This window comes from Amycolatopsis sp. VC5-11 (genome assembly GCF_037034185.1).
Classification (GTDB): Bacteria; Actinomycetota; Actinomycetes; order Mycobacteriales; family Pseudonocardiaceae; genus Amycolatopsis; species Amycolatopsis nivea.
Genome location: NZ_JBAGKF010000006.1, coordinates 420,887 through 444,799 on the forward strand (window position 1 = coordinate 420,887; position 23,913 = coordinate 444,799).

General features: G+C 70.0%; 20 protein-coding genes and 1 tRNA gene. 10 read left to right on the top strand and 11 right to left on the bottom strand.

Going from position 1 to position 23,913, the window contains the following annotated elements; translation table 11 throughout:
• Nucleotides 1-14: 14 nt before the first annotated feature.
• Nucleotides 15-881: an NAD(P)-dependent oxidoreductase gene (locus WA670_RS21580; protein WP_336158661.1), complete on the bottom strand. Its 867-nt coding sequence runs from the start codon at nucleotides 879-881 to the stop codon at nucleotides 15-17.
• A 126-nt stretch (nucleotides 882-1,007) separates the two neighbouring features.
• Between WA670_RS21580 and WA670_RS21585 the strand changes: the two genes are divergently transcribed.
• The gene (locus WA670_RS21585; RefSeq protein WP_336158681.1) at nucleotides 1,008-4,103 is read left to right on the top strand and encodes a BTAD domain-containing putative transcriptional regulator; all 3,096 of its coding nucleotides are present in this window, start codon (nucleotides 1,008-1,010) and stop codon (nucleotides 4,101-4,103) included.
• A gap of 38 nt (nucleotides 4,104-4,141) precedes the next feature.
• On the opposite strand, the gene WA670_RS21590 is transcribed toward WA670_RS21585, so the two are convergent.
• Entirely contained in the window at nucleotides 4,142-5,554 is a 1,413-nt protein-coding gene (locus WA670_RS21590; protein WP_336158662.1) for an amidase, read from the bottom strand.
• A gap of 110 nt (nucleotides 5,555-5,664) precedes the next feature.
• Here WA670_RS21590 and WA670_RS21595 point away from each other — a divergent pair, with 110 nt between their 5' ends.
• Nucleotides 5,665-6,630, top strand: a complete 966-nt coding sequence (locus tag WA670_RS21595; protein WP_037818452.1) for an Lrp/AsnC family transcriptional regulator — start codon at nucleotides 5,665-5,667, stop codon at nucleotides 6,628-6,630.
• A 4-nt stretch (nucleotides 6,631-6,634) separates the two neighbouring features.
• On the opposite strand, the gene helR is transcribed toward WA670_RS21595, so the two are convergent.
• Together helR and WA670_RS21605 are read right to left on the bottom strand one after the other, a co-directional pair.
• Complete coding sequence (helR, locus tag WA670_RS21600) at nucleotides 6,635-8,806, bottom strand: RNA polymerase recycling motor ATPase HelR (protein ID WP_336158663.1); 2,172 nt, start codon at nucleotides 8,804-8,806, stop codon at nucleotides 6,635-6,637.
• Between the two features lie 1,448 nt (nucleotides 8,807-10,254).
• On the bottom strand, nucleotides 10,255-11,367 hold the full coding sequence (locus WA670_RS21605) for an aldo/keto reductase (protein ID WP_336158664.1): 1,113 nt from the start codon (nucleotides 11,365-11,367) through the stop codon (nucleotides 10,255-10,257).
• Between the two features lie 639 nt (nucleotides 11,368-12,006).
• On the opposite strand from WA670_RS21605, the gene WA670_RS21610 reads away from it, so the two are divergent.
• Nucleotides 12,007-14,259 (top strand): ATP-binding cassette domain-containing protein, encoded by a 2,253-nt coding sequence (locus WA670_RS21610; RefSeq protein ID WP_336158665.1) that lies wholly within the window; start codon nucleotides 12,007-12,009, stop codon nucleotides 14,257-14,259.
• A gap of 73 nt (nucleotides 14,260-14,332) precedes the next feature.
• On the opposite strand, the gene soxR is transcribed toward WA670_RS21610, so the two are convergent.
• Nucleotides 14,333-14,794, bottom strand: a complete 462-nt coding sequence (soxR, locus tag WA670_RS21615; RefSeq protein WP_336158666.1) for a redox-sensitive transcriptional activator SoxR — start codon at nucleotides 14,792-14,794, stop codon at nucleotides 14,333-14,335.
• Nucleotides 14,795-15,253: 459 nt separating this feature from the next.
• On the opposite strand from soxR, the gene WA670_RS21620 reads away from it, so the two are divergent.
• Together WA670_RS21620 and infA are read left to right on the top strand one after the other, a co-directional pair.
• On the top strand, nucleotides 15,254-16,045 hold the full coding sequence (locus tag WA670_RS21620; protein ID WP_336158667.1) for a GNAT family N-acetyltransferase: 792 nt from the start codon (nucleotides 15,254-15,256) through the stop codon (nucleotides 16,043-16,045).
• Entirely contained in the window at nucleotides 16,035-16,256 is a 222-nt protein-coding gene (gene infA / locus WA670_RS21625; RefSeq protein ID WP_037818449.1) for a translation initiation factor IF-1, read from the top strand. Before WA670_RS21620 ends, infA begins: the two co-directional genes overlap by 11 nt.
• A 42-nt stretch (nucleotides 16,257-16,298) precedes the next feature.
• Here the strand turns inward: infA and WA670_RS21630 are convergent, their stop codons facing one another.
• Nucleotides 16,299-16,748: an SRPBCC family protein gene (locus WA670_RS21630; RefSeq protein ID WP_167756687.1), complete on the bottom strand. Its 450-nt coding sequence runs from the start codon at nucleotides 16,746-16,748 to the stop codon at nucleotides 16,299-16,301.
• Nucleotides 16,749-16,793: 45 nt separating this feature from the next.
• Here WA670_RS21630 and WA670_RS21635 point away from each other — a divergent pair, with 45 nt between their 5' ends.
• On the top strand, nucleotides 16,794-17,384 hold the full coding sequence (locus WA670_RS21635) for a TetR/AcrR family transcriptional regulator (protein WP_134667902.1): 591 nt from the start codon (nucleotides 16,794-16,796) through the stop codon (nucleotides 17,382-17,384).
• A 17-nt stretch (nucleotides 17,385-17,401) separates the two neighbouring features.
• On the opposite strand, the gene WA670_RS21640 is transcribed toward WA670_RS21635, so the two are convergent.
• Complete coding sequence (locus WA670_RS21640; protein ID WP_336158668.1) at nucleotides 17,402-17,662, bottom strand: hypothetical protein; 261 nt, start codon at nucleotides 17,660-17,662, stop codon at nucleotides 17,402-17,404.
• A gap of 156 nt (nucleotides 17,663-17,818) precedes the next feature.
• Between WA670_RS21640 and WA670_RS21645 the strand changes: the two genes are divergently transcribed.
• Together WA670_RS21645 and WA670_RS21650 are read left to right on the top strand one after the other, a co-directional pair.
• A tRNA-Ile gene (locus WA670_RS21645) sits at nucleotides 17,819-17,892 on the top strand.
• A gap of 78 nt (nucleotides 17,893-17,970) precedes the next feature.
• Nucleotides 17,971-18,303: a hypothetical protein gene (locus tag WA670_RS21650; RefSeq protein ID WP_134734093.1), complete on the top strand. Its 333-nt coding sequence runs from the start codon at nucleotides 17,971-17,973 to the stop codon at nucleotides 18,301-18,303.
• 122 nt (nucleotides 18,304-18,425) lie between these two features.
• Here the strand turns inward: WA670_RS21650 and WA670_RS21655 are convergent, their stop codons facing one another.
• Nucleotides 18,426-19,679 (bottom strand): helix-turn-helix transcriptional regulator, encoded by a 1,254-nt coding sequence (locus WA670_RS21655; RefSeq protein ID WP_336158669.1) that lies wholly within the window; start codon nucleotides 19,677-19,679, stop codon nucleotides 18,426-18,428.
• 148 nt (nucleotides 19,680-19,827) lie between these two features.
• Between WA670_RS21655 and WA670_RS21660 the strand changes: the two genes are divergently transcribed.
• Nucleotides 19,828-20,913: an S-(hydroxymethyl)mycothiol dehydrogenase gene (locus tag WA670_RS21660; RefSeq protein ID WP_037818441.1), complete on the top strand. Its 1,086-nt coding sequence runs from the start codon at nucleotides 19,828-19,830 to the stop codon at nucleotides 20,911-20,913.
• Nucleotides 20,910-21,539 carry an MBL fold metallo-hydrolase gene (locus WA670_RS21665; protein ID WP_037818440.1) on the top strand — a complete coding sequence of 210 codons (630 nt, stop codon included), beginning with the start codon at nucleotides 20,910-20,912 and terminating at the stop codon, nucleotides 21,537-21,539. The genes WA670_RS21660 and WA670_RS21665 overlap by 4 nt, the downstream gene beginning before the upstream one ends.
• 46 nt (nucleotides 21,540-21,585) lie before the next feature.
• On the opposite strand, the gene WA670_RS21670 is transcribed toward WA670_RS21665, so the two are convergent.
• The 3 genes from WA670_RS21670 to WA670_RS21680 form a co-directional block, all read right to left on the bottom strand.
• Nucleotides 21,586-22,788 (bottom strand): NAD(P)/FAD-dependent oxidoreductase, encoded by a 1,203-nt coding sequence (locus tag WA670_RS21670; protein WP_037818439.1) that lies wholly within the window; start codon nucleotides 22,786-22,788, stop codon nucleotides 21,586-21,588.
• A gap of 61 nt (nucleotides 22,789-22,849) precedes the next feature.
• The gene (locus WA670_RS21675; protein WP_134667817.1) at nucleotides 22,850-23,464 is read right to left on the bottom strand and encodes a GPR1/FUN34/YaaH family transporter; all 615 of its coding nucleotides are present in this window, start codon (nucleotides 23,462-23,464) and stop codon (nucleotides 22,850-22,852) included.
• Between the two features lie 40 nt (nucleotides 23,465-23,504).
• Entirely contained in the window at nucleotides 23,505-23,774 is a 270-nt protein-coding gene (locus WA670_RS21680; RefSeq protein ID WP_037818437.1) for a hypothetical protein, read from the bottom strand.
• Nucleotides 23,775-23,913 lie beyond the last annotated feature (139 nt).

Genomic DNA, 23,913 nt, shown 5'->3' on the forward strand with positions numbered 1-23,913 from the left:
TCACCGGGTTCTCCTTATTTCTTCAGCAGTTCGATGACGCTCGTCAGGTTTTCCGCGCCGTGGCCGTCGGCGGCCCGGCGCAGGAGCAGCTGGTGCAGCGGTGCGAGCAGTTCGGAGCTGACACCCTGGTCAGCGGCCGCGATGGGCAGGTTTTCGAACGCGGCGGCCTGCATCCCCAGGTTCGAGACGACGTTCTGGGTGTAGTCGCCGCTGTCGACCTCGACCGCAGCGTGCTGGACGAAGCTGCCCATCGCGGTCAGCCATCCGCTCAGCAACGGCGCGAATTCGACCGCCGAAAGCCCTTCGCTGCGGATCAGCGCGTAGGCCTGCAAGACGCCGGTGAACTGGCCATACATCCCCGACAGCAGCGCGAGGTCGTGCAACGCCGCCAGCCCCGGGTCCTCGCCGACGTAGTTGCTGCCGCCGAACGCGTCGAACGCCGCGCGGTGCGTGTCGAACACGTCCTGGGGCCCGCTGTAGAACACGAACGCGCCCGGCCGCCCGATCATCGGCGGAACCGCCATGATGCCGCCGTCGAGGAACGCCCCGCCCTGCTCCGTTACCCATTTGGCCAGCTCACGAGCCTGTCGAGGGGTGCCGTTGGTCAGGTTCACCACCGTCCGGCCCGCCAGCGAGGCCGTCTTGAGCACTTCGCGCACCGACGCGTCGTCCAGCAGGCAGACGATCACCAGTTCGCTCGCCGCGACCGCCTCAGCGGCCGACCCCGCCGCCACCGCACCCCGCTCCACCAGCGGCTTCGTCTTGTCCGCAGAGCGGTTCCAGACCGTCACCGGCCGTCCCGCTTCGAGCAGCGCACCGGCCAGCGCGCTGCCCATCGCACCGAGCCCCAGCACGGTCATTGAGGTCGCATTCCCGGACATGTGGTCCCTCCAGTTCGTTGATCTGCCGACCACGGTGCCGAGGGCCGCGCACGGTTCGCTGCGGGTCCGCGCACGGATGCGGGTTACGGTGGATCTGTGCGATTCGGGATCCTGGGGCCCTTGGCCGTGAGCAGCGACGACGGCCGGCCGGTGCGGGTGCCCGAGGCCAAGGTCCGGACCCTGCTCGCGGTCCTGCTCGTGCACGAGGGCGCTCCGGTGTCGGCGGACCGGCTGGCCGACGACCTGTGGGGCGACCAGCTGCCCGGCAACCCGGTCAACACCCTGCAGACGAAGGTCTCGCAGCTGCGCCGTGCGCTCGAACGCGCCGAACCTGGGTCCGGCAGCGCGCTGGTGTTCCAGGCCCCCGGTTACGTCCTGCGGACCGAACTGGAAGCGGTGGACGTCGGACGCTTCCGTGCGTTGACCGCCGCGGCGAGCACGGCGGAAGACCCGCGGGCGAAGGCCGATTTGCTCACCGAAGCGCTGGCATTGTGGCGAGGCCCGACGCTCACCGAGTTCGCCGACGAAGCCTTCGCGCAGCCAGTGATTCAGCGGCTGGAAGAGGATCGCCTTGTCGCGCAAGAAAACCTCGCCGACGCGCGGCTCGCACTTGGCGAACATGCCACGCTGACCGCGGAGCTCGCCGACCTCGTCCGGCAGCATCCGTTGCGGGAAAGGCTGCGCGCTCTCCAGATGCGCGCGCTGTATGCGGCGGGTCGGCAGAGCGAGTCGCTGGCTTCCTACGACGAACTCCGCCGCCGTCTCGCGGACGAGCTGGGCCTCGATCCCGGCCCCGAACTGACCGCGCTGCACCGGTCGATCCTGGCGCAGGACCCGTCTCTGACTGCCGTCGTCTCGCAGCTTCCGGTGCCGCTTACCGAACTGGTCGGCCGGACCGCCGCGACCAAGGCGGTCAGCACGCTCGTTCGCGAATCCCGGTTGGTGACGCTCACTGGACCCGGCGGCGTCGGCAAGACCCGGCTCGCGCTGGAGACCGCGCACCGGCTCGGCGGCGACTTCGCCGCGGGCGCGTGGCTTGTGGAGCTGACCGGCATGGACCGGCACGAATGCGCGCTGAGCCAGTGCCCGCCGATCGAGTGGGTGGTGGAGGCGATCGCGGCGACGCTGGGCATCCGGGACGCGGCGACGCCAGCGCAGGCGGATCCGGTGCAGCGACTGGCCGAGTCCTTGCGCGGCAAGGAAACCCTGATCGTCCTGGACAACTGCGAACAGCTGATCGAGCCGGTCGCCGCGACCGCCGCACGGCTGCTGGCGGCCGCGCCCGGACTGCGGATCCTCGCCACCAGCCGGGAACCGCTCGGGCTCGCCGGGGAAACGCAGTTCCCGGTGCCGCCGCTGGATCACGACAGCGCCGCGCGGCTGTTCACGGCACGGGTCGCTGACACTGGGTACACTGTGGACAGTGCCGACGCGGAGGCGGTCGCCGAGATTTGCCAGAAACTGGACGGATTGCCGCTGGCGCTCGAACTCGCCGCGACCCGTGTGCGCGCGTTGGGCGTGCCGGAGTTGTTGCGCCGCCTGGACGATCGGTTCCGTCTGCTGGACACCACTCGCCGGGGTGTGCCTGCCCGGCAGCAGACTCTGCGCGCGATGATCGACTGGAGCTGGGAACTCCTGAGCGAGCCGGAACGCCTTGTGCTGCAACGGTTGTCGGTGCACACCGAGGATTGCTCGCTGGACGCGGCCGAGGCGGTCTGCGCGGGCGACGGCGTCGAAGAAGGCGAGGTGCTGGGTCTGCTGGCGAAGCTTGTCGACCGCTCGCTGGTCGTGCCCGCGAACGCGCGGTACCGGCTGCTTGAGTCGGTGGCAGTGTACGGCCTGGAACGGCTGCGGGACGCTGGCGAGGTCGAGAAGACGCGGCGTCGGCACGCGGAGTATTACGTCGAGCTCGCCGGTGCCGCGGACGCCGGTCTCCGCGCCCGCGACCAACGGCGCTGGCTGCAGCGCCTCGACGTGGACCTGCCGAATCTCCGTGCCGCAGCGGAGAATCTGGCCGGTTGGGGGAGCGCCGACGACGCGTTGCGCTTGGCGAACCGGCTGGCGTGGTACCGATTCCTGCGCGGCCGGATGGCCGAGGCGATGCGCTCCCTGCGCGCCGCCCTCGGTTTGCCCGGCGGCGACGAGGACCTGCGCGTGGAAGCACAGGCGACGCTCACCGCACTCGGCATCCTCGCTGGCGACCGGCCGGACTGGCGTCCCGTGGCCGATCTGCCGACGAGCCCTCGGGTCAAGTGGTTCATCGGCTACGCACTGTCCACAGTGGCCGATCTGCCCGGCGCGGAACCGCTGACCCTGGAGGCACTCGCCGCCTTCGAAGCGACCGGCGACCGGTGGGGGATCGCGGCGGCCAGCGGCGACCACGCGAGCCAGGCCCTGTCGAGAGGCGATATCGCGGGAGCGTGGCGTTACGCCGATCGCTGCGCGGAGTTGTTCGCCGAAATCGGCGACAAATGGGGTCAGCTGCAGGCGAACTTCGCACACGGTGCACTCAGTTCCCTTGCCGGGAATTACGCGCGCGCTGAAGCGGTCCACATCGAAGGATTGCAGATCGCCGAGGAACTGGGCTTGTGGCCGGAAGCGTCGTACCAGCTGTCGTGGCTAGGCCGGATTGCGCTGCTGCGCAAGGACTACGTCGCCGCTCGCGAACTGCATGACCGGGCTCGCGAGGTCGCCGCGGAGCACGGCTTCACGCCGGGGGAGATGTATGCGCTGACCGGACTGGCCCTCGGCGCCCGGCGCGAGGGCGACCTCGACCTCGCCGAACAGCATTTGCGGACGCTGCTCGAGTGGAACAAGCAGGTCGATTTCGAACCGGGGAACACGTTGATCCTCGCGGAACTCGGTTTCGTCGCCGAATTGCGCGGAGATGCGGAGACGGCGTTGCGACGGCAGCAGGAAGGGTACGAGATCGCGCACCGGACCGGCGATCCGCGAGCGATCGCGTTGGCGCTGGAAGGGTTGGCGGGCGCGCACGCACTGGCCGGAGCAGCCCGCGAAGCCGCACGTCTGCTGGGCGCGGCCGCAGCTTCCCGCGCTGGGATCGGCGCACCGCTGCCTGCCGCGGAGCGCACTGACGTCGACCGGATCACCGCCCGCGCGAGCGAGGTCCTCGGCGCGGCAGAATTCGCGGCCGAGTTCCGCGCAGGCGGCGAACGGGAAGCGCTGCCTGCGGTCCGTGAAGGACTCCTTGAGGGAATCTGATTCCCGGAAGGATCCCTTCACGGACCGTGGCTCGCGGCTCAGAAGACGGGCCGCCGGTTCCCGTGCCCGGTCGCCTGCTCGAAAGCGTGCGCGGCCCGCAACAGTCCTAGCTCGCCCCGCAGCGGCGCGATGATCTGCAGCCCCACCGGACGCCCGTCCTCGGTGAACCCCGCGGGCACCGACAAGGCCGGGCAGCCGGTCGCCGAGATCGAGTACGCCGAGCGCATCCACTCCAGATAGTCGTGCATCGGTTGCCCGGCAACGACTTCCGGGTACTCCCACTCCACCGGGAACGGCGGCACCTGGCTCACCGGCGCGAGCAGCAGGTCGTACTGCGTGAAGAACTCGCGCATCCCGGTGATGAGCTGCAGCTGCCGCGTCTGCGCGCGGGCAATGTCGGCACCGGAAAGCGTTGCGCCGAAAGCGATGTTGTCGGCGAGTGTCTGCTTCATCTTGTCCGGATGCTCTTTGAGCAGACCGGCGAACCCAGTGTGGAAAAGCCAGCCGCGCAGGGTGCGGAACACCTCGTCGGCCGCGGCGAGGTCCGGGCAGGCCGGTTCGACGCGGCAGCCGAGTTCGGCGAACACCTGCACCGCCGGTTCCAGCACGGCGGTGACCGCCGGGTCGACCGGCAGGCCGCCGAGGTCCGGCGACCACGCCACGCGCAGTCCGGCGAGGTCGGCGTCGAGCGACCCGGCGAACGGCGCGGCGGGCTGGTCGAGCGCGATCGGGTTGCGCTCGTCGTACCCGGCGATCACGGACAGCAGCAGCGCGACGTCGGCGACCGTCCGGCCCATCGGCCCCTGCACGCCCAGCGCCTCCCAGGGCAGCGTCGCGGGCCAGGTCGGCACGCGGCCGGGCGACGGGCGCAGGCCGACGACGTTGCAGAACGACGCCGGATTGCGCAGCGAACCGCCCATGTCGCTGCCCTCGGCGAGCGGGTGCAGACCCGCGGCCAGTGCGGCCGCCGCCCCGCCGCTGCTGCCGCCCGCGGACAGGTCGCGCCGGTACGGGTTGCGCGTGGCCCCGAAAACCGGGTTCATCGTGTGCGAACCGGCCCCGAACTCCGGCGCGTTCGTCTTGCCGAGCGTGATCGCGCCCGCGTTCCGGATCCGCTCGACGACGAGCGTGTCGCTGTCGGGGACGTGGTCGGCGAAAATGGGGGAACCGTAGGTGGTGCGGACCCCGGCGACGTCGTGCGTGTCCTTGTGAGCCACCGGAATCCCGTGCAGCGGACCGACCTCCTCGCCGTGTGCGAGACGTTCGTCGGCGGCCGCGGCCTCGCTCAGCGCGCGCTCGGCGGTGAGCGTGACGATCGCGTTGATCTGCGGGTTGACCTGCTCGATCCGGTCGAGATGGGCCTGCAGCACCTCGCGGGCGGACAGCTCGCGGACGCGCAGCCGCCGGGCCAGTTCGCGGGCGGGCAAGTAGCAGATCTCCTCAGCGCTCACTGGTTTCCTTCCTGACCCCGGTGTCCGTTCGCGACGTCAGCTTCGCGCGTGGTGCTGGGGTCGGACAAGACCTGCTCGACAAATGACGGAATCAGCCACAGTATTGGCTGATGACCGCACGGCTGGACCCACTCGACCGCCGGATCGCCGGCGCGCTGCAAGTCGACGGCCGCGCGTCCTGGCGGCGGATCGCCGAGGTGCTGGACGCGCCGGAGCGCACGGTGGCCCGGCGCGGGACGCACCTGCTGCGCACCGGCGTCGTGACGGTTGTCGCCGTTTCGCCGCACGGCGTGCCGCTGCTGGTGCGCGGCCGCTGCCGGGCCGGGCTCGGCCGTCCCGCGGGCACCGCGCTCGCGGGACGGCCGGAGACGAGCTTCTGCTACCTGATCACCGGACAGGGTGAACTGGTCGCCGAGGTCTTCTGCGACCGCAACCGGCTGCCGACCTTCATGTTCGACGAGATGGCGGCAATCCCCGGCCTGCTCGATCTCACGGCCGATACCGTCACGCGGTACTACCGCACCATCCACGAATGGCAGCCCGGCCTGCTGAGCCCGGCCGAGACGGAGGCGATCTCGTCGCTTCCGCAGCCGACTCCGCAGCCCCGGCAGCCCGACGGCGTGGACTTCAGCAGCGACGAACGCGCCATCGTGCGCGCGTTGCGCGAGGACGGCCGGCGCACGCACGAGGAACTCGCCCGTGCCGCCGGGATCTCGGAATCGACCGTCCGCCGCCGGCTGGAAGCGTTGCGGCGGGAGGAAAAGGTGTTCATCCGGGCAGTGGTGGAACCGGCCGTGCTCGGCCTGCCGGTCGAGGCGCTGCTGTGGATCCGCTGCCGCCCGCACGACGTCGACGACATCGGCCGCGCCCTGCTGGGCTCGCCGTACGTGCGCTACGCGGCGGCGATGACGGGCGAGTATCAGCTGCTCGCTGACGTCACCCTGCCCGACATCGCCGCGTTGCACGAGTTCGTCGGCAGTTCCGGCTGGTCCCGGCAGGCGGATTCGGTGCACACCGGGGTGGTGCTGAAGGCGTTGAAGCGCAGCAGCGTCCTCGCACCCGAACTGCGCCCCTGACTGGTTAGACGAGTTCCTCCAGTCCGTTCAGCACCGACGGCAGCGCGCCGCGGTGCAGCACGCCGAGCCGCTGGGTCGCCCGGGTCAGCGCGACGTACAGCTCAGCCGCGCCGCGCGGTCCGTCCTCGAGAATCCGGTCCGGGTCCACCAGCAGCACAGCGTCGTACTCCAGCCCCTTCGTCTCCGACGCCGCGACCGCGCCCGGCACGTCCGGCGGCCCGATCACGACGCTCGTCCCTTCCCGGCCCGCCTCGGCGCGGACGAATTCCTCGACCGCGGCGGGCAATTCGTCGTCGGAGACCTTCCGCGACCACGGCCGGACCCCGCACGCGCGCACCGATTCCGGCGGCTCGGCCCCCGGCGCGAACTCGGCCAGCACCGCCGCCGCGACGGCCATGATTTCCGCCGGGGTGCGGTAGTTGACGGTGAGCGAACGGTAGGCCCAGCGGCCCGGGACGTACGGATCCAGCATCGTGCCCCAGTCGAGCGCACCCGCCGCCGACCGCCGCTGCGCCAGGTCGCCGACCACGGTGAACGACCGGCTCGGGCACCGCCGCATCAGCGCCCGCCAGTCCATTTCGGACAGTTCCTGCGCCTCGTCGACCACGACGTGCCGGTAGGTCCAGTCCCGGTCCGCCGCGGCGCGTTCGGCGAGGTCGCGGGTGTCGTGCTCGACGAACCGCTCGGCCAGGTCGGTGTCGTAGAGCAGGTGCTCCGCGGACAGGCCGATGTCCTCGTCCATCTCCTCGCGGTCGAGCCGCATGATGTCCAGCACGCCGGCCGCGTACTCGGCCTCCGCCTCGCGCTCGGCGGCGTTCTCCTGCTGTTTCGCGCGGTCCGGAGCCTTGCCGAGGAGGTCGATCAGCTCGTCCAGGAGCGGGACGTCCGACACCGTCCAGGGCTCGCCCTGCTCGCGCAGCAATGCCGGGTCGGCACCGGCCGCCTTGAGCCGGGCGGGGGAGGAGTAGAGCGTGGTCAGCAGGCTTTCCGGGGTCAGAATCGGCCAGAGGTGGTCGATCGCCTTGACGAATGCGGGGTCGGCGAGGAGTTCGTTGACGAGCGTGGAACGGAGGTCCTCCCATTCCTCCTTGTCGTCGCGGGTGAGCCAACCGCGCCCGATGCGGGACATGGCGCGTTCGGTGAGCACGTATGTGACGATCTCGACGAACACCGCCCGCGCCTCGTTGTGCGGCCGCCCGCTCTGCCGCGCCTCGTCGCGAGCCCACTCGGCGGTCGCCGCGTCGATCCGGACGGTGGTGTCGCGGAGCTCGATCAGCACGGGTTCGGCGGGCAGCTCCTGCCGGTCCGCGACCGCCGCGCGGAGGACGTCGAGCATCCGCAGAGACCCCTTGAACCGCGCGACTTCCGGCTCGTCCTCGGCGCGCGCGTGCAGCCCAGGGAGGAGACTGCCCGGGGTGGTGAACACCACGTCGGACTCGCCGAGCGACGGCAGCACGCGCCCGATGTGGTTCAGGAACGACGGATTCGGCCCGAGGACGAGGACGCCGTGGCGCTCCATCCGCTCGCGCTGCGTGTACAGGAGATACGCGACGCGGTGGAGCGCCACGACGGTTTTCCCGGTTCCGGGCCCTCCCTCGATGACCAGGACGCCGGGATGGTCGAGCCGGATGATGCGGTCCTGCTCGGCCTGGATCGTCGCGACGATGTCCCGCATCCCCTCCCCGCGGGGCGCGTTGACCGCCGCGAGCAGGGCGTCGTTCTCCTCGCCGCTGCCGGGCCGGCCGAAGACCTCGTCGGTGAACGAGGTGACCTGCCGCCCGCGCGTGTGGAATTGCCGCCGTCGCCGCATGCCCTCGGGCGTCGCGGCGGTAGCGGTGTAAAACGCGCTCGACGCCGGCGCGCGCCAGTCGAGAAGAACGGGTTTGTACTCGTCGTCCTCGTCGAAAAGCCCAATCCGGCCGATGTAAGAATGGTCGCCTTCGACGGTGTCGAGCCGCCCGAAACACAACCCGGAGTCGGCAACCGAAAGCCGCCGCGTTTCGCGAGTGAGCGCGCGCACTTCGACGTCCCGCTCGCCCGGCGCCTCGTCGTTTCGTTTGAGGGCAGCGATGTAGCGCTCCTTGGCCCTCCTGCGCTCCCCGTCGAGCCGCCGATAGAGCCCGGCGACGTAGTCCTGTTCGGACCGCAGTTCTTCTTCGTACCCCTGAGTTGACAAGTGCCCCTCGCTGCTGTTATTCTGAACCCAGATTCGGCGTGAACTTCTGATTGCTTGATGAAGACGCGTCGATTTTTTATTGTCCACCTTCTGTCAAGTGGGCAGGCGGACTGGCGTTTTGCTGCGGTTTTCTCGCGTGGTGAGCTGAGCGGTCCGGGCTGGGTGGAGCGGGTTGGATCGGTGGGTCTGTGCTGGCGGGCTTGTGCTGGCGGGCTTGTGCTGGCGGGCTTGTGCTGGCGGGCTTGTGCTGGCGGGCTTGTGCTGGCGGGTGAGCGGCCTCGTGGCGGTAGGCCTGTGCTGGCGGAGCCGCGCTGCCCGATCCGAGTTCGGCGGCCAGGTTCGCCGGATGGGCCGGGCGCACCGGCCAGAGCCGCGGCCTCGGTCCGCAGTCCGGAGGGATCAGACCCGGCTCGAAGCCCGATCCGCGAACGACCCGCGCCTTTGCCTGACGCGGCCATTCGGCCCGGCGTGGCGACCTTGCCCAGGGGGCGGCTTCCCCTGCGGTGACGGCTTTGCTCGGTGCGACGACGCGCGTGCGCTTGATGCGGCCATTCGGCCCGGCGTGGCGACCTTGCCCAGGGGGCGGCTTCCCCTGCGGTGACGGCTTTGCTCGGTGCGACGACGCGCGTGCGCTTGATGCGGCCATTCGGCCCGGCGTGGCGACCTCGCCCAGGCAGCGGTTTCCCTGCAGTGACGGCTTTGCACGGCGCGACGACGCGCGTTCTCCTGACGCGACAATTCGGCTCGACGTGGCGACCTTGCCCAAGCGGGTGATTCCACCTGTGGTGACGGCTTTGCTCGGTGCGACGACGCGCGTGCGCTTGATGCGGCCATTCGGCCCGGCGCGACGACCTCGCCCAGGCGGCGATTCCACCTGCGGTGACGGCCTCGCTCGGCGCGACGACGCTGCCGGAGGCGTGTGCTCCAGCCGCACGTGTGGCCAGCTGGCAACCCTGAGCGCCCTCGCACGCGGCGGTCACAGGGGCGGCAGGTTGAGCGTCGAAGGCCGAGCCGAATCCCCGGGCTATGCCGTGGCGGGCACCCAGGCGCGAGCGCGCACCCAATTCCGCGCGCCTTCGTGCCCCAGGCGTTGCAGCGGCGGCAAAGCAAGGGCCCCGTTCCCGGCACCGGCCCGATTCGGCGACGGCGAACGGTTCGGCCAAGCACAATCAGCCAGCCGAAACCGACCGGACGGCGGCGGTCGCGCCGAGTCGCGCGCATGCGTTCTCGGCAGCCGCGCCGGACGGATTCTCGGCGGCAGGACATTCCCGCACGTCTCAAAGCCCGATCGTGCCCACACCGATCCCACACTCGCTCCCGACAGCCGGATTCTCATGGTCGAGCAGCGATTCTGCGGCATCCCCCGGGGCTTGCGGCAAGCCCCGGGGTGCGCTATATCTTGAAAAGGGCGGGGGAAACATTTCTTGCAGCGCGGAATCCCGCGCGGTTCACGCCTGCGTCGGCGAGGCCCAGTTCCGTACCACCGGCCGATACCCCTCCGGTTTGTCGCCCACCTTCGCGCCGGGGTTGATCAGCCACGACTGGTAGTCCGGCGTGAACATCCGGTACGGCCCGGCAGGCGGCACCTCGCTCGCGCGGTCCAGGGCGTCGCGCAGGTCGGCGGGCAGGGTGAAGTCGAGCGCGTGCATCGTCGCGTCCAGCTGCTCCGCACTGCTCGCCCCAACAATCGCCGACGCGATGCCGGGCTGCGTCGCCACCCAGTTGATCGCGACCTGCGCCATCGTCACGTTCAGCTCGTCCGCGACTGTCTCGAGCGTCTTCAGCAGTTCCCACTGCTGCGCGGTCCAGGTCCCGGCCGCCACGGCGCCCTCGCCGGTCAAGCGGCCCTCGCCGCTCAGGCCGTTCGACGAGCTGCGGTACTTCCCGCTCAGGAACCCGCTGCCGAGCGGGCTCCACGCGGTGATTCCCAAGCCCAGCTCCAGCCCCGCCGGGACGTGTTCCGTTTCGATCGTCCGCTCGACCAGCGAATACGGCAGCTGCAGACTGATCATCGGCGGCAGCGAATGCGCGTCGGCGAGAGTCTGCGCGCGGCTCGCGTACCAGGCAGGCACGTCCGACAGCCCGGCGTACCGGATCTTCCCCGCCCGCACCAGGTCGTCGAACGTGCGCAGCACCTCCTCGACCGGCGTGATCCGATCCCACGTGTGCAGCAGGAACAGGTCGAGATAGTCGGTGCCGAGCCGGCGCAGCGACGCCTCCACCGACCGGATCATGTGCTTGCGCCCGTTGCCGCCCGCGTTGGGATCGCCCGGGTCGACGCTGTTGGTGAACTTCGACGCCAGCACGAGCCGATCCCGGTTCCCCGTCTCGGCGATGAACTTGCCGAGCAGCCGCTCGCTCTCGCCCGCGGTGTAGAAGTCCGCGGTGTCGACGAAGTTGCCGCCCTCCTCGACGTACTTGCGGAAGATCGGCCGCGCCTCCTCCTCGGACTTCCCGTAAGCGGCGTGAAACCCGTCGACGCCGAAGTTCATCGTGCCGAGCGCGAGCCTGCTGACCCGCAATCCGGACCGGCCGAGCAGGTAATACTGGTCAAGAGACATCGGGGTCCTCACTCCGTTCCCGAAACACGCGCGGGCCGTGCCCGCCTGGCTCGGCCAGGGTGCCTTCGGAAAAATGGACCAGCAAGTCCAAACTTCAGGACGGCCGACGCAGGGGAAGCGCGGTGCGACCCGCAGGCGCCAGCCGATGCCGGTTGGGGGAGTGATCGTGGTCGAGGAGTTGCGCGGACCGCTCGACCTGGAGCCACGACCGGCGACGGTGCTCTGTCCCGAGCTGATCGCGACGCACATCAGAACCACCGCACCGGCGAAGGAACCACCGGCGACCGCGAACTCCAGACCGAATGTTCCGGCCCGAATAATCCAGTCCCGAGACCTCGCTTCTCTTGCCCGCCAGGTATTTCCTCGAACGAGCACCCGCACGGATGGCGAATGCCTGGCACGCCTCGATAAGCGCTTCCCTAAACGAGCACCGCCCACCCCGCCCGCGGAAATCCGCCGTGCGAAGGCTCAGCTCGCTTCGCCCGGTCGAGCGCGCTCCGAACGAACATCGCCCAACCTGCCTCGCGCGATGCTGTTTGTCGATGGCCCGGCCCCACATCGCCGAGCCCTTCCCTGAGCGAAGCACCCCCACCTCCACCCGCCCCGCCGCACCCCTCCCCAGGACGTAGGCTGCGAGACATGCCGTCGAACATGATCAGCCTCCGCGGTGTGCGCACTCACAACCTGGCCGACGTGGACGTGGACATCCCCAAGCACCAGCTGGTCGCGGTCACCGGCGTTTCCGGGTCCGGCAAGTCGTCGCTCGCGTTCGCGACGCTGGCTGCCGAGTCGCGGCGGCAGTTGTACTCGACGATGCCCGCGTTCGTCCGCACGAAACTGCCGCACGATCCGGCTCCCGAGGCCAGTTCGCTGAGCGGCCTGACGACCGTCGTCGTGGTGGATCAGCGGCCGCTCGGGACGAATTCGCGGTCCACCGTCGGCACCGCCACCGAGGTGTGGACGATGCTGCGGATGTTGTTCTCCCGCCTGGGCGAACCGTCCGCCGGGTATTCGCCCGCCTACTCGTTCAACGACCCGTCCGGCATGTGCCCGGCTTGCGCGGGGCTCGGCACGGTCACCGACATCGACGGCGAGCGGATGATCGACCGCGGCCGTTCGCTCAACGACGGGGCGATGGTCTTCCCCAGTTTCGCGGTCGGCAGCTGGATCTGGAAGCGCTATGTCTACTCGGGATTCTTCGACAACGATCTGCCGTTGCGGGAATGGCCTGAGGAACTGGTGCAGTTCCTGCTGCACGGTCCGACGCAGAAGCCGCCGAATCCGTTGCCCCGTTTCCCGGCCAGCGCGAAGTACCAGTCGATGGTGCCGCGGATCCGCCGGCTGCTCGTGGAACGCGAGGCCAAGATGGGTCCGGCGGTGCGGGCGGCGCTCGCCGACGTGACCCGGCAGCGGCCGTGTCCGGAGTGCGACGGCAGCAGGCTCGCTCCGGCCGCGCGGGAGAGCCGGATCAACGGGGTGTCCATTGTGGACCTCGGCTACCGCGACGCGGCGGGGCTGCTGGAATTCTGCGCCGGACTGGACCACGAGTGGGCGCGGCCGCTGGTGGCTGCGTTGAGGCTGCGGCTGGAGTCGATGATCACGCTCGGCCTCGGGCATCTGCACTGCTACCGCGCGACGCCGACGCTCTCCGGCGGCGAATCGCAGCGGCTGAAGCTGGTGCGGCACTTGGGATCGAGCCTCACCGACCTCACCTACGTCCTGGACGAACCGACCGACGGTCTGCATCCGGCCGACGTCGCGTCCCTCGTTGACGTACTGCGGCGGCTGCGTGATCACGGCAACACGGTGCTGGTGGTGGACCACCACGAAGCGGTGATGGTCGCCGCGGACCATGTGATCGACCTCGGTCCGGGAGCCGGGGAAGCGGGCGGACGCGTGGTGTTCCACGGTCCGCCGGCGAAGCTGCGGAAGGCGGACACGACAACCGCGCGCGCGTTGCGCACCGGCGTCCGGATCAAGGACACGCTGCGGGAACCCGTCGGCTGGCTGCCGTTGCGCGGGCTGAACCGGCACACCCTGCGCGACATCGACGTCGACGTACCGACAGGCGTCCTCACGGTGATCACCGGGGTGGCGGGGTCCGGGAAGTCGACGCTGGCGGGCGAACTCGCCGAGCGGCATCCGCGGTTCACAGTCGTCGACCAGAGCCAGATCGTCGCGACCAGCCGGTCGACGGTCGGCACCTGGCTCGGGCTCGCCGATCCGGTGCAGCGCGCGTTCGCCGAGGTGAGCGGCGAATCGCCGAAGCTGTTCAACCCGCGATCGCAGGGCGGGTGCCCGGCCTGCCGCGGCACCGGCGTGCGGCGGACCGATCTGGCGTTCCTGGAGGACGTCGACACGCCGTGCGAGGAGTGCAATGCGACCGGATTCCGCGCGGAGGCACTGGAAACGCGGCTCGACGGACGGACGGTGCTCGAAGTGCTGGGCACGCCGGTGTCGGCGCTGGCGCGATACGTGCCGCATCCGGACGTCGTCCGGCTGGCCGCGCTGCTCGGCGAACTGGGCCTCGGGCATCTCGCGAGCGGCCGCACGCTCGACACGCTCTCCGGCGGCGAGCGGCAACGGCTGAAGCTCGCCCGCCAGCTCGACTCGACCAGTGACGATCTGCTCGTCGACGAGCCCACCGCGGGCCTGCATCCCAGCGACACCACGCGGATGGTGGCGCTGCTGGACCGGCTCGTCGACGAGGGCCGGACGCTCGTCGTGGTCGAGCATTCGCTGCACGTCGTCGCCGCGGCGGACTGGGTGCTCGACCTGGGACCGGGCGCGGGCGAGAACGGCGGCCAGGTGCTCTACACCGGCACGCCGAAGGGACTCGCCGAGCACGACGGCGCGACCGGACGCTACTTCCGGACCGCGCTGAGCGGTTAAGCCGACCCGCGCTGCCCTCCGGTTCCGTCCGTGAGGGCCACCCTGAGGGAATCAGATTCCCCCAGGGTGGCCCTCACGACCCGAAGCCAGGGAACCGGCGCGCCCCGGCCCCGCCCTGCCCGAGAACGTCGTCCGGATTCGAGTACGGGCAGGATTTCAGCGACAGGCACCCGCAGCCGATGCAGTCGGAGAACCGGTCGCGCAGCGCGGTGAGCTCCTCGATCCGCTCGGTGAGGCGGTCGTGCCAGCGGCGGGAGATGCGCGCCCAGTCGCGTTTGGTGGGGATGCGCCGGTCCGGCAGTTCGGCGAGCGCGTCCTTGATCTCCTCCAGCGACACGCCGACGCGCTGCGCGGTCCGGATGAAGGCGATCATGCGCAGCGTGTCGCGCCGGTACTCGCGCCGGTTGCCGCTCGTGCGCCTGCTCGCGATGAGCCCGCGGCTCTCGTAGTAGTGCAGCGTCGGGACGCTCACACCGGCGCGTTCGGCGATCTGTCCCGGCTTCAGCCAGACGACCTCGCGCGTGATCTGGGGCATGGCAGCCCTTTCCGTGCTTGACCTCAAGTCCGCTTGATGAAGTCCACTGTAAGCACCGCCGGGCGGAAGGCGGCGATTGCGCGGGAAGGGAATTTTGTGCCGATTGCGACCCTGAGCATGGGGCCGACGTGCTGTGTCCGTGGTGCTGGACGGGAAATCGCAGCCTCGCGCAAACGATTGCGGGGTCCGCTGTCCCGCGGCTGCGGGAGCTGCTCGATCTGTGCGCCGCCGGACACGGTCGCGGCAAGGGGGTGCTGCGGATCGGCTGAGGAGAATTTAATTCGGTGGACGAGGCCCGCAGCGCGCGGTTATCGTTCGCCCGACCGTGACTCGACGCCAGGAGGTGAGCCCCATGAACGCTGTTTCGATGTGGGTGCTCCCCGTGTCGTCACGGTCGGGCGACTGACGTAGGGGTTGCCAGGAGCGCCTTGAGCAAAGGCACTCCGAAAGGTGACCATCATGGACACTGTGCGTTTCACCGCGGGCGAACCCGCGGTGAGCATCACCCGGGTCGAACCGGGACTCTGGCAGGCGTTGGACGACGGCAGGCTGGCCGGTCGCGCCGAAGCCACCACCCGGCCCGACGGACGGGTCTTCCTCAGCGTCGACGCCTGGCATCGCTCAGTCTTCGACCAGCTGGCCCGCGAGATGCTGGCCGCGCTGCCGGACCCGCTCCATACCGTGGTCGACGAAACCGACCGCGAACTGCTGGAGGGCTGGCAACGGGCCGGGCTGACAGTCCGGCGGCGCGAGTGGGAGTACGTCGTGCCCACGGATCCGCACGTCACCGGGCCGATCGTGCTGCCGCCGGGCGTCACGGTCGTGCCCGCAGGATCCGCCGACGAGGGTCCGCTGCGCGAGCTCGACCGCGTCGTCCGCGCCGAGGTCGAGGCGAGCGTGGGCTGGTCGGAGATGCCGGCCGAGGTGCTGCCTCGACTGGCTGACGACACGATTGTGGATACGTCGAAGTACGCCGTCGCTGTCGAGGACGGCGAGTACGTGGGTCTGCTCCGGGTGGTTCAGGTGACGCGCCTGCCCCGGATCGGGCTCATCGCCGTCCGCGCGGATCGGCAACGCCGCGGCATCGCACGCGGGTTGCTGCTGAACACGCTCGGCATCCTGCACCGAGCAGGAATCCCGACGGCCTCCGCCGAAGTGAATGAGGCCAACGAAGCGGCGACGGCGCTGTTCGAGGGCATCGGCGCGCGGCGGGCGAACAGCACGGTGGAGTTGATGCGCAATGGCCGGTAAGGGCGGGATCGAAGTCGAGGGAACCGTGGTCGAGTGCCTGCGCGACGCCCGGTTCACCGTCGAGCTGGCGAACGGGCACCACGTGCTGGCCCACATCAGCGGCAAGATCAGGAAGAACTTCATCAAGATCGTCCCGTTCGACCGGGTTTTGGTGGAGCTGAGCCCGTACGACCTCGACCGGGGCCGGATCCTGTTCCGGTACCGGAACTAGTCCGGTCCGCCCTTGCGGTTCCCGCCGGGACCGCAAGGGCGGTCAGCCCGTTTTCGCGGCGGCGAGCCGGGTCAGCGCGTCGCATTTCCGGCCGAAGTTCGCCACGATGTCGGCGCCGATGATCCGCACCATGACCGCGCGCAGCGGCGTGTCGAGGACGATGCGCTGGGTCAGCTCGGCCCCGCCGGGGACGGCCGCGACGCTCAGCCGGAGGTCCATCGTCCCGAGCGGAACCGGCTGGCGGAGCGTGTACTCGTGGCCGGGCCGCCAGCTCGTGAAGGTGAAGTCCTTCGCGATTTTCGCGTGCACGCCGCCGCGGAATCCGCCGCTGGGGTAAAGGAATCCGGTCGATCCCGTCGCGATCGGCCCGTGCAGGACGACGCGCGCGACGTCCGGGTCCCAGCGCGGCCAGTTCTCGACGTCGGCGAGGACGTCCCACAGCGCGGCCGGGTCGACGGCGAGGGTGCGGGTGGAGGTTTTGTCCCAGGTCATGCCCCCGAACATATACGGAACTGTCAGTCTCGTAAACTGTGCTCCATGACGCACAACCGGCGCGGACGGCCGCGGGAGCAGGGGATCGACGCGGCGGTGCAAGCCGCGGTCAACGAACTGCTGGAGGAAGTCGGCTACCAACGATGCACGGTCGACGCGATCGCCGCGCGCGCCGGCGTCGGCAAGGCGGCGCTCTACCGGCGCTGGAAGTCCAAGGCGGAACTCGTCTTCGCCGCGGTCGTGCACGACGACGCCCTCGCGGCACCACCCGACACCGGCACCTTGCGCGGCGATGTAGCAGGCGTTCTCGCTGACATTCAGTCCGCTTTGGACGGACCGCAAGTACGCAACGCCTTGCCTGGCCTGCTCGCCGACCTCCGCGCCGAAGACGCACCCACCGCCCGGCTGGGCGAGTTGTTTTTGGCGCGAGAACGGGCTTACCTGACCGAAGTGCTCGACCGCGCGATCGCCCGCGGCGAACTGGCCCGGCGCCCTGAGATGTCAGTCGTGCACGCGATGCTGCTCGGTTCGATTTTCGCCTGGCTGCACCTTCTGCGCGAAACAGTCCCGCCCGGCGGTCTAGCCGACGCTCTCGCGCCCGGCCTGTACGCCGCCATTGTCGAACTGGGCAGGTAATTTCCCCTCGCGGCCTATCATCGCCGCGGCCGAGGTGACGGCTTACGCCGGGACAACTCGTCCGCGATTATCGCTTCCAGGCGCGTGTTCGCACTGCGAAGCACGCGGTATCCCCGAAATGCCACCACGATTACCGCAATCCCGACGACCGCGGCGACCGACACCACCGGCCCGTGCGAGACCAGCGCGTCGCGATAGTCGCGGGCGAGATAACCCAGCCCGAGCCCGGCAGCGAGCGCGTCGAGCAGCGCGAGCGGAACCCGTCCCAGGTTGCGCATGGCGGTTCTCCTCTCGGGACCCGACCCCCAGCAATCTAGGCGACCCCGAGGCCCCCGCGAGCGGTCTCGACCCGATCGGCCTACGCCCCCGGCCCGCGCGGGGCCTGTGCTAAGTTGACGTGAACTGGGGGGATCGACCTGCGGAAGCGAACCCAGGGGCCGGTAGCTCAGTTGGTTAGAGCAGGGGACTCATAATCCCTTGGCCGTCGGTTCGAGCCCGACCCGGCCCACTCTGCCTCCCTTTATATAGGGTTTGACCTGCGGAAACAGGAACGAGCTCCAATGCACGACTGATTCCCTGACCGCTGTTGAGGCGCCCGTCGGGGTGCTCGGATGACATCCGGGAGCTCGTCCCGGACTGGGGAACGCATCTGAGGGCGAAGAACGGCGCCGACTCCGCGATTGACGCCTACCTCGACAGCGTGCCCATGCGGGTCAACTGCCTCGACGACGAAGACATCGCAATGGTGGCTCCCGAGATTGGGCGCCGGGAGCTGGACTGGTATTTCGGACATCTCCGCCAACCGCCGAATTGCCGCACCGGCGACGTGGGAGAGATCGTCTGGTTATCGCCGTTCCGCGAAATGGTGGTGCCGCACGTTCCGGACAATCCGCTGGCGGGTCGTGGGTTTCTGAACTGAATTCGCCGCCGGGTGCCGAAAAAAGAATAGATTTGCGGAGCCGCCTGCGAGCAGGGCTGTGGTGTGGCCGGGGCGCAGAACTTTCACGAGTGGCTGACGGTCTTGCGGCAACGAGGACGCGTTCACGCGATCCCGGCGTTCAGCGCCAGAACCGCGGCCTCCCCTCGCGAGCCGATCTCCAGTTTCTTCAAGACATTCGCCACGTGGAACTTCACAGTGCTCTCCGTGATGTCGAGCCGTTCGGCGATTGCCTTGTTCCGCAGTCCTTGTGCAAGGTGCCGCAGGACTTCCAGCTCGCGGCGGTTGAGTCGCGAGAGGCCGGTGGTTTCCGTGCTGTCCCGCGTGAGGGAGCGGGGGAGGACGATCGATACCCGGCTTCCCCAGCCCGACACCGCGTCGACCTCGACGGCGCCGCCGAGTGCCTTCGCGCGTCCGTCGAGCTGGAGGTGCAGCGCATCGACGTCGAGGCGTCCGGACTCGTGGTCGCGGATGTCCAGCCGCAGCGAAGAGTCGTCGCAGGACCACGCGACGCGCAGTCGGGTCAACGTCGGCTGGGCGGTGAACGCCAGGACCGCTGTGCAGGTCATGGCTCGTGCGGCGGGTGCGAGTTCTCCGCACAGCGGACGCGTGTCGGGCCGCGGCTCCACGAACTCCAGTTCGGCGTCGTGGTGGCGCAGAACCTGCCGTACTTCCCGGCGCAGCCGGGCGAAGGCGGTGTGCACTGGCTCTTCGGACAGCGCGAGATCGGTTTTGTGGGCCGACCGCAGGGCCACCAGCGCGGCAGAGGCGGCGTCGGTGGCGGCGGCTCGGGCGCCCTCGGCGTCCAGCTTGGCCGACCGCAGCGCGTTCAGGACCGTGACGAGGGTTCTTTCCTGTGTCGCAGCCATTTCGACGATCGTGCGCGCGCGTTCGCTCGACGCCGCACGGGACTCGGTGAGGTAATCCGGGCTCGCTTGCGTGACTTGCTGCCGGATGGACGTCGCGACGATCCCGAAAAGTTCGGCGAGCAGCACCGGGTGCGGCACCGGCTTCCGCGCCGTCCGGGGGATCAGCACCAGCAGGGTGCCGACGGGGTCGTGCACGGACCACACCGGCCGCGCCGCGCCGCCGAGCTGCGCGGTCGTCCTCGTCGCGGAGCCGGGCAGCACGGCTGCCTTCAGCGCCTCGAGCTCGGGGATCGTGATCTTGCCCGTCGTCTCCGGGTCGCCGGCGACTTTGCGGGGCCTGCCGGTGCACTCCCGGGTGAAGATCACGAGCGCGCGGTGCGGCCAGGTCTCGGCGAGGTAGCGGGAGAACCGCCCGGCGATGTCGTGCAGCGGGCCGTCGACGACGTCGCGCAGCCCCGGCAGGTCGGCGGCGGCGGAGTCGGCGGGCATCCGGCTCAGGGTAACCTCCCGGGCGCCTGGCCGGAAGACCAGGAATTCCTCGCCGGACGACGGGGTCGCGGCGGCTCGGCGCGGCACTACCGTCGGAGCGGTATGCGCTCTGGCGCATGGCTTGTCGCTCGGCACGAAGGAAGAAAGAATGCCACAGCAGGTACGCGGGGTGATCGCCCGTTCGCAGGGAAGTCCGGTGGAGCTGGCGGACATCGTGATCCCGGATCCGGGACCGGGCGAGGTCGTCGTCGCGGTGGCGGCCTGCGGGGTCTGCCATACCGACCTGACCTATCGCGAAGGCGGGATCAACGACGAGTTCCCGTTCCTCCTCGGGCACGAGGCGGCGGGCACGGTGGAAAGCGTCGGCGCCGGGGTCGACTCCGTGCGGCCGGGCGATTTCGTCGTCCTGAACTGGCGCGCGGTCTGCGGTCAGTGCCGGGCCTGCAAGCGCGGCCGCCCGCAGTATTGCTTCGACACGTTCAACGCGGCCCAGCGGATGACGCTCGCCGACGGCACCGAGCTGACCCCCGCGCTGGGCATCGGCGCGTTCGCCGACAAGACGCTCGTGCACGCCGGACAGTGCACCAAGGTCGACTCGTCGGCGGACCCGGCGGTGGCGGGTCTGCTGGGCTGCGGCGTGATGGCGGGCCTCGGCGCCGCGGTGAACACCGGCGCGGTCGGCCGCGGCGACTCGGTTGCGGTGATCGGCTGCGGGGGAGTCGGGGACGCGGCGATCGCGGGGGCCCGGCTCGCGGGAGCGACCACGATCATCGCGGTGGACCGGGACGAGCGGAAGCTCGAATGGGCCCGCGACCTCGGCGCCACGCACGTCGTCAACGCGTCGGAAACCGACACGGTCGCGGCGGTGCGGGAACTCACCGGCGGATTCGGCGCGGACGTCGTCATCGACGCGGTCGGCCGCCCGGAGACGTGGCGGCAAGCGTTCTACGCCCGCGACCTCGCCGGCACGGTCGTGCTGGTCGGCGTGCCCACGCCGGACCTGCGGCTGGAGATGCCGCTGATCGACTTCTTCTCCCGCGGCGGGGCGCTGAAGTCGTCCTGGTACGGCGACTGCCTGCCGGAGCGGGACTTCCCGATGCTGATCGATCTGCACCGGCAGGGCCGGCTCCCGCTCGAGAAGTTCGTCTCCGAACGCATCGGGCTCGCCGACGTCGAGAAGGCGTTCCACGCGATGCACGCCGGCGACGTGCTGCGCTCGGTGGTGGTCTGGTGAGCGGGCCGCGCATCGAGCGTGTCGTCACCTCGGGGGTTTTCGAGCTCGACGGCGGAAGCTGGGAGGTGGACAACAACATCTGGCTGATCGGCGACGACGAAGAGGTCGTGATCGTGGACGCCGCTCACGACGAGAAGGCGATCACCGACGCGGTCGACGGCCGGAACGTCGTCGCCGTGGTGTGCACGCACGGGCACAACGACCATGTCACCGTCGCACCGGCGCTCGCCGCGAACCTCCACGCGCCGGTGCTGCTGCACCCCGGCGACCAGGAGCTGTGGGAGATGACGCACCCGGACGAGAAGTTCTGGCCGGTGCGGGACGGAGAACGGATCGCGGTCGCGGGCACGGAGCTGCGGGTCGTCCACACTCCGGGGCATTCGCCCGGCTCGGTGTGCCTGTACTTGCCCGAGGCAGGCGCGTTGTTCTCGGGCGACACCTTGTTCTCCGGCGGTCCGGGGGCCACCGGACGGTCCTTTTCGGACTTCCCGACGATCGTCTCGTCGATCCGGGACAGGCTGCTCGAACTTCCCGCCGCCACGAAGGTGCACACCGGACACGGCGACGCCACCACGATCGGCGACGAGGCGCCGCACTTGTCGGAATGGATCGCCCGCGGGCACTGAGGACAGCGGAAGGCCGGGCCGGTGAAGGCCCGGCCTTCCGCTGTCCTCAGGGGGCCGCGAGGCGGTCGAGCGGCGCCCCGGGGTCGGCGAGGCGGTCCGGGTCGATCGGACGGCGGGAGCGGATGAGCGCTTTGACCGGCTCAGTGACTTCCCAGATGTTGACGTTCATCCCGGCGACGACCCGGTTGTCCTTGAGCCAGAAGGCGATGAACTCGAGGCCGGGCACGTCGCCGCGGAAGACGACGCGGTCGTAGCCGTCGATCGTGCCGAGGAACTCCATGCCCAGGTCGTATTGGTCGGTGTAGAAGTACGGCAGTTCGTCGTAGACGTCGTTCTTGCCGAGCATGCCCGCGGCGGCGACCGCGGGCTGGTTGAGCGCGTTCGCCCAGTGCTCGACGCGCACGTGGCGGCCCAGGTGCGGATGGTAGGCGTTGGCGACGTCCCCGGCGGCGAAAATGTCCGGGTCGCTGGTGCGCAGGCTCGCGTCCACCAGCACGCCGTTGCCGGCTCGCAGCCCGCAGGCGCGCGCGATGCCGGTGTTGGGCTGAGCGCCGATCCCGGCGACGACCGCGTCGGCCTCGAGGACGGTGCCGTCGGCGAGCTTGACGCGCTTGCCTCGCTCGACCCGGTCGACCTGGACGCCGAGGTGCAGATCGACACCGTGCCGCAGGTGCGATTCGGCGAAGACCGCGGCGACTTCGGGGCCGAGCGCGAGCAGCAGCGGCTGGGGGAGCGCTTCCACAACGGTCACGTCGAGCCCTGCGCGGCGGGCGGCGGCCGCGGTCTCCAGCCCGATCCAGCCGGCGCCGAGCACGACCAGGCTGCTCGCGGTCGTGAACAAACCCTTGAGCCAATCGGAATCTTCGAGGCGGCGCAGGTAGCGGACCCCGTTGGCGCCGGGGAGCGTGCGTGCGCTGGCACCGGTGGCCAGAAGCAGTTTCGCGTAGTCGAGGCCGGTGCCGTCGGAAAGCCGCACCTGGTGCGCCGCCCGGTCGATGCCGGTCGCGCGGACTCCGGGGCGCAGCTCGATGCGCTGTTCGGCGTACCAGGTCGCGTCGTGGACGTACAGGCTGTCGCGGGAGACGTTGCCCGCCAGATAGTCTTTCGACAGCGCCGGCCGTTCGTAGGGCAGGTGCTCCTCGTCTCCGACCAGGACTATCCGGCCGTCGAACCCCTTGTCCCGTAACGCTTCCGCCCCTTTTGCCCCAGCCAGTCCGGCTCCGATGACGACGAAGGTCGGCGAGGTCACAGATCAACTCCTTTGCGGTACACGCGAAAACGGGGCGGCCGGGCGGCCGCCCCGTCCCGGGTCAGCTCAGTACTGGCCGGCCCAGCGGCAGCGAGCGGCCGCCCGTCGCCGCGGACATCGCGCCGAGGAAGAGGTACACCCCGACCGCGGTGAACGCGAAGACGACATATCCGCCCACCGTGGTGAGACTCGCGGAGCCGTTCACGGTGCCGAACAGCACGAGTGCGAGCGCGAGGTCGATCAGCGCGAAGAGAAGGGTGAACGCGGCGGGCAGGCGCAGGCTGGCCAGTGTCAGCAGGACGATCATGACCAGCCAGGCGGTCAGGAACAGCCCCTGGGTGGACACCGCGGCGTCGGCGGGGATGCCGAACCAGTTGTGGGTCAGGCCGAGCACCAGCACCGCGTAGCTGAGCCAGAATCCGGCGAAGATGCCGAACACGGAGGCTACGGCGCTCTGGCCCTGTGCGGCGGCCCATACCGCGGCGACAAGCTGGCCGAGGCCGGTGGCGGGCAGGATGATCGCGATCGAGGCCCCGACGGCGCCGGCCGGGACGTAGCCGGTCAGCACCAGGCCGAGCGCGGTGGCGCCGACGATGAAGGTCGGCACGCCGATCAGAGCGGGATCGCCCTCGGGAATGGTGCGTGCGGGCGCTTCGGTGGCTTCGGCAGTCGTCATCGTGTACTCCTCGTTGAGTTGCGAATGATCCGCGGACGGGTTACCGGGTCGTGGGCCACAGGCGGGAAAGCTCCGGATGGTCGTCGTCGATCAGCCGGTTCGCCAGTGCGATCGCTTCTTTCGGGTCGATCTGGTCGAACGCGGGCTCGCCTTGGGCGAGCGCCTCGAAGACGGTCGCGAGTTCGACCGCCGCCTCCGGGGACAAGCTGGTGTCCCGCCGGCATTCCACGTAGCGCAGCCGCAGCACTCCGGCGGCCTGCAGCAGCAACGAGCCGTAAGTGCTGCCCGCGGCGGGGTTCTGGACTTCCACGCCGACTCCCTTCTGTTCCGATCGGGCGGGTGTGGTCAGGCGGTGAGGCGGCGGAGTTCGCGGGCCGCGGCGGCGGGATCGGGCGCGTTGTAGATCCCGCCCCCGACCACCGCCACCGCCGCGCCCGCCTCCTTCACCG

Bases quoted from the DNA above. Each gene is read 5' to 3' on its own strand.
- WA670_RS21580 (WP_336158661.1), bottom strand. From the start codon at position 881: ATGTCCGGGAATGCGACCTCAATGACCGTGCTGGGGCTCGGTGCGATG.
- WA670_RS21595 (WP_037818452.1), top strand. From the start codon at position 5,665: ATGACCGCACGGCTGGACCCACTCGACCGCCGGATCGCCGGCGCGCTG.
- WA670_RS21605 (WP_336158664.1), bottom strand. From the start codon at position 11,367: ATGTCTCTTGACCAGTATTACCTGCTCGGCCGGTCCGGATTGCGGGTC.
- WA670_RS21610 (WP_336158665.1), top strand. From the start codon at position 12,007: ATGCCGTCGAACATGATCAGCCTCCGCGGTGTGCGCACTCACAACCTG.
- soxR (WP_336158666.1), bottom strand. From the start codon at position 14,794: ATGCCCCAGATCACGCGCGAGGTCGTCTGGCTGAAGCCGGGACAGATC.
- WA670_RS21620 (WP_336158667.1), top strand. From the start codon at position 15,254: ATGGACACTGTGCGTTTCACCGCGGGCGAACCCGCGGTGAGCATCACC.
- infA (WP_037818449.1), top strand. From the start codon at position 16,035: ATGGCCGGTAAGGGCGGGATCGAAGTCGAGGGAACCGTGGTCGAGTGC.
- WA670_RS21630 (WP_167756687.1), bottom strand. From the start codon at position 16,748: ATGACCTGGGACAAAACCTCCACCCGCACCCTCGCCGTCGACCCGGCC.
- WA670_RS21635 (WP_134667902.1), top strand. From the start codon at position 16,794: ATGACGCACAACCGGCGCGGACGGCCGCGGGAGCAGGGGATCGACGCG.
- WA670_RS21640 (WP_336158668.1), bottom strand. From the start codon at position 17,662: ATGCGCAACCTGGGACGGGTTCCGCTCGCGCTGCTCGACGCGCTCGCT.
- WA670_RS21655 (WP_336158669.1), bottom strand. From the start codon at position 19,679: ATGCCCGCCGACTCCGCCGCCGCCGACCTGCCGGGGCTGCGCGACGTC.
- WA670_RS21660 (WP_037818441.1), top strand. From the start codon at position 19,828: ATGCCACAGCAGGTACGCGGGGTGATCGCCCGTTCGCAGGGAAGTCCG.
- WA670_RS21675 (WP_134667817.1), bottom strand. From the start codon at position 23,464: ATGACGACTGCCGAAGCCACCGAAGCGCCCGCACGCACCATTCCCGAG.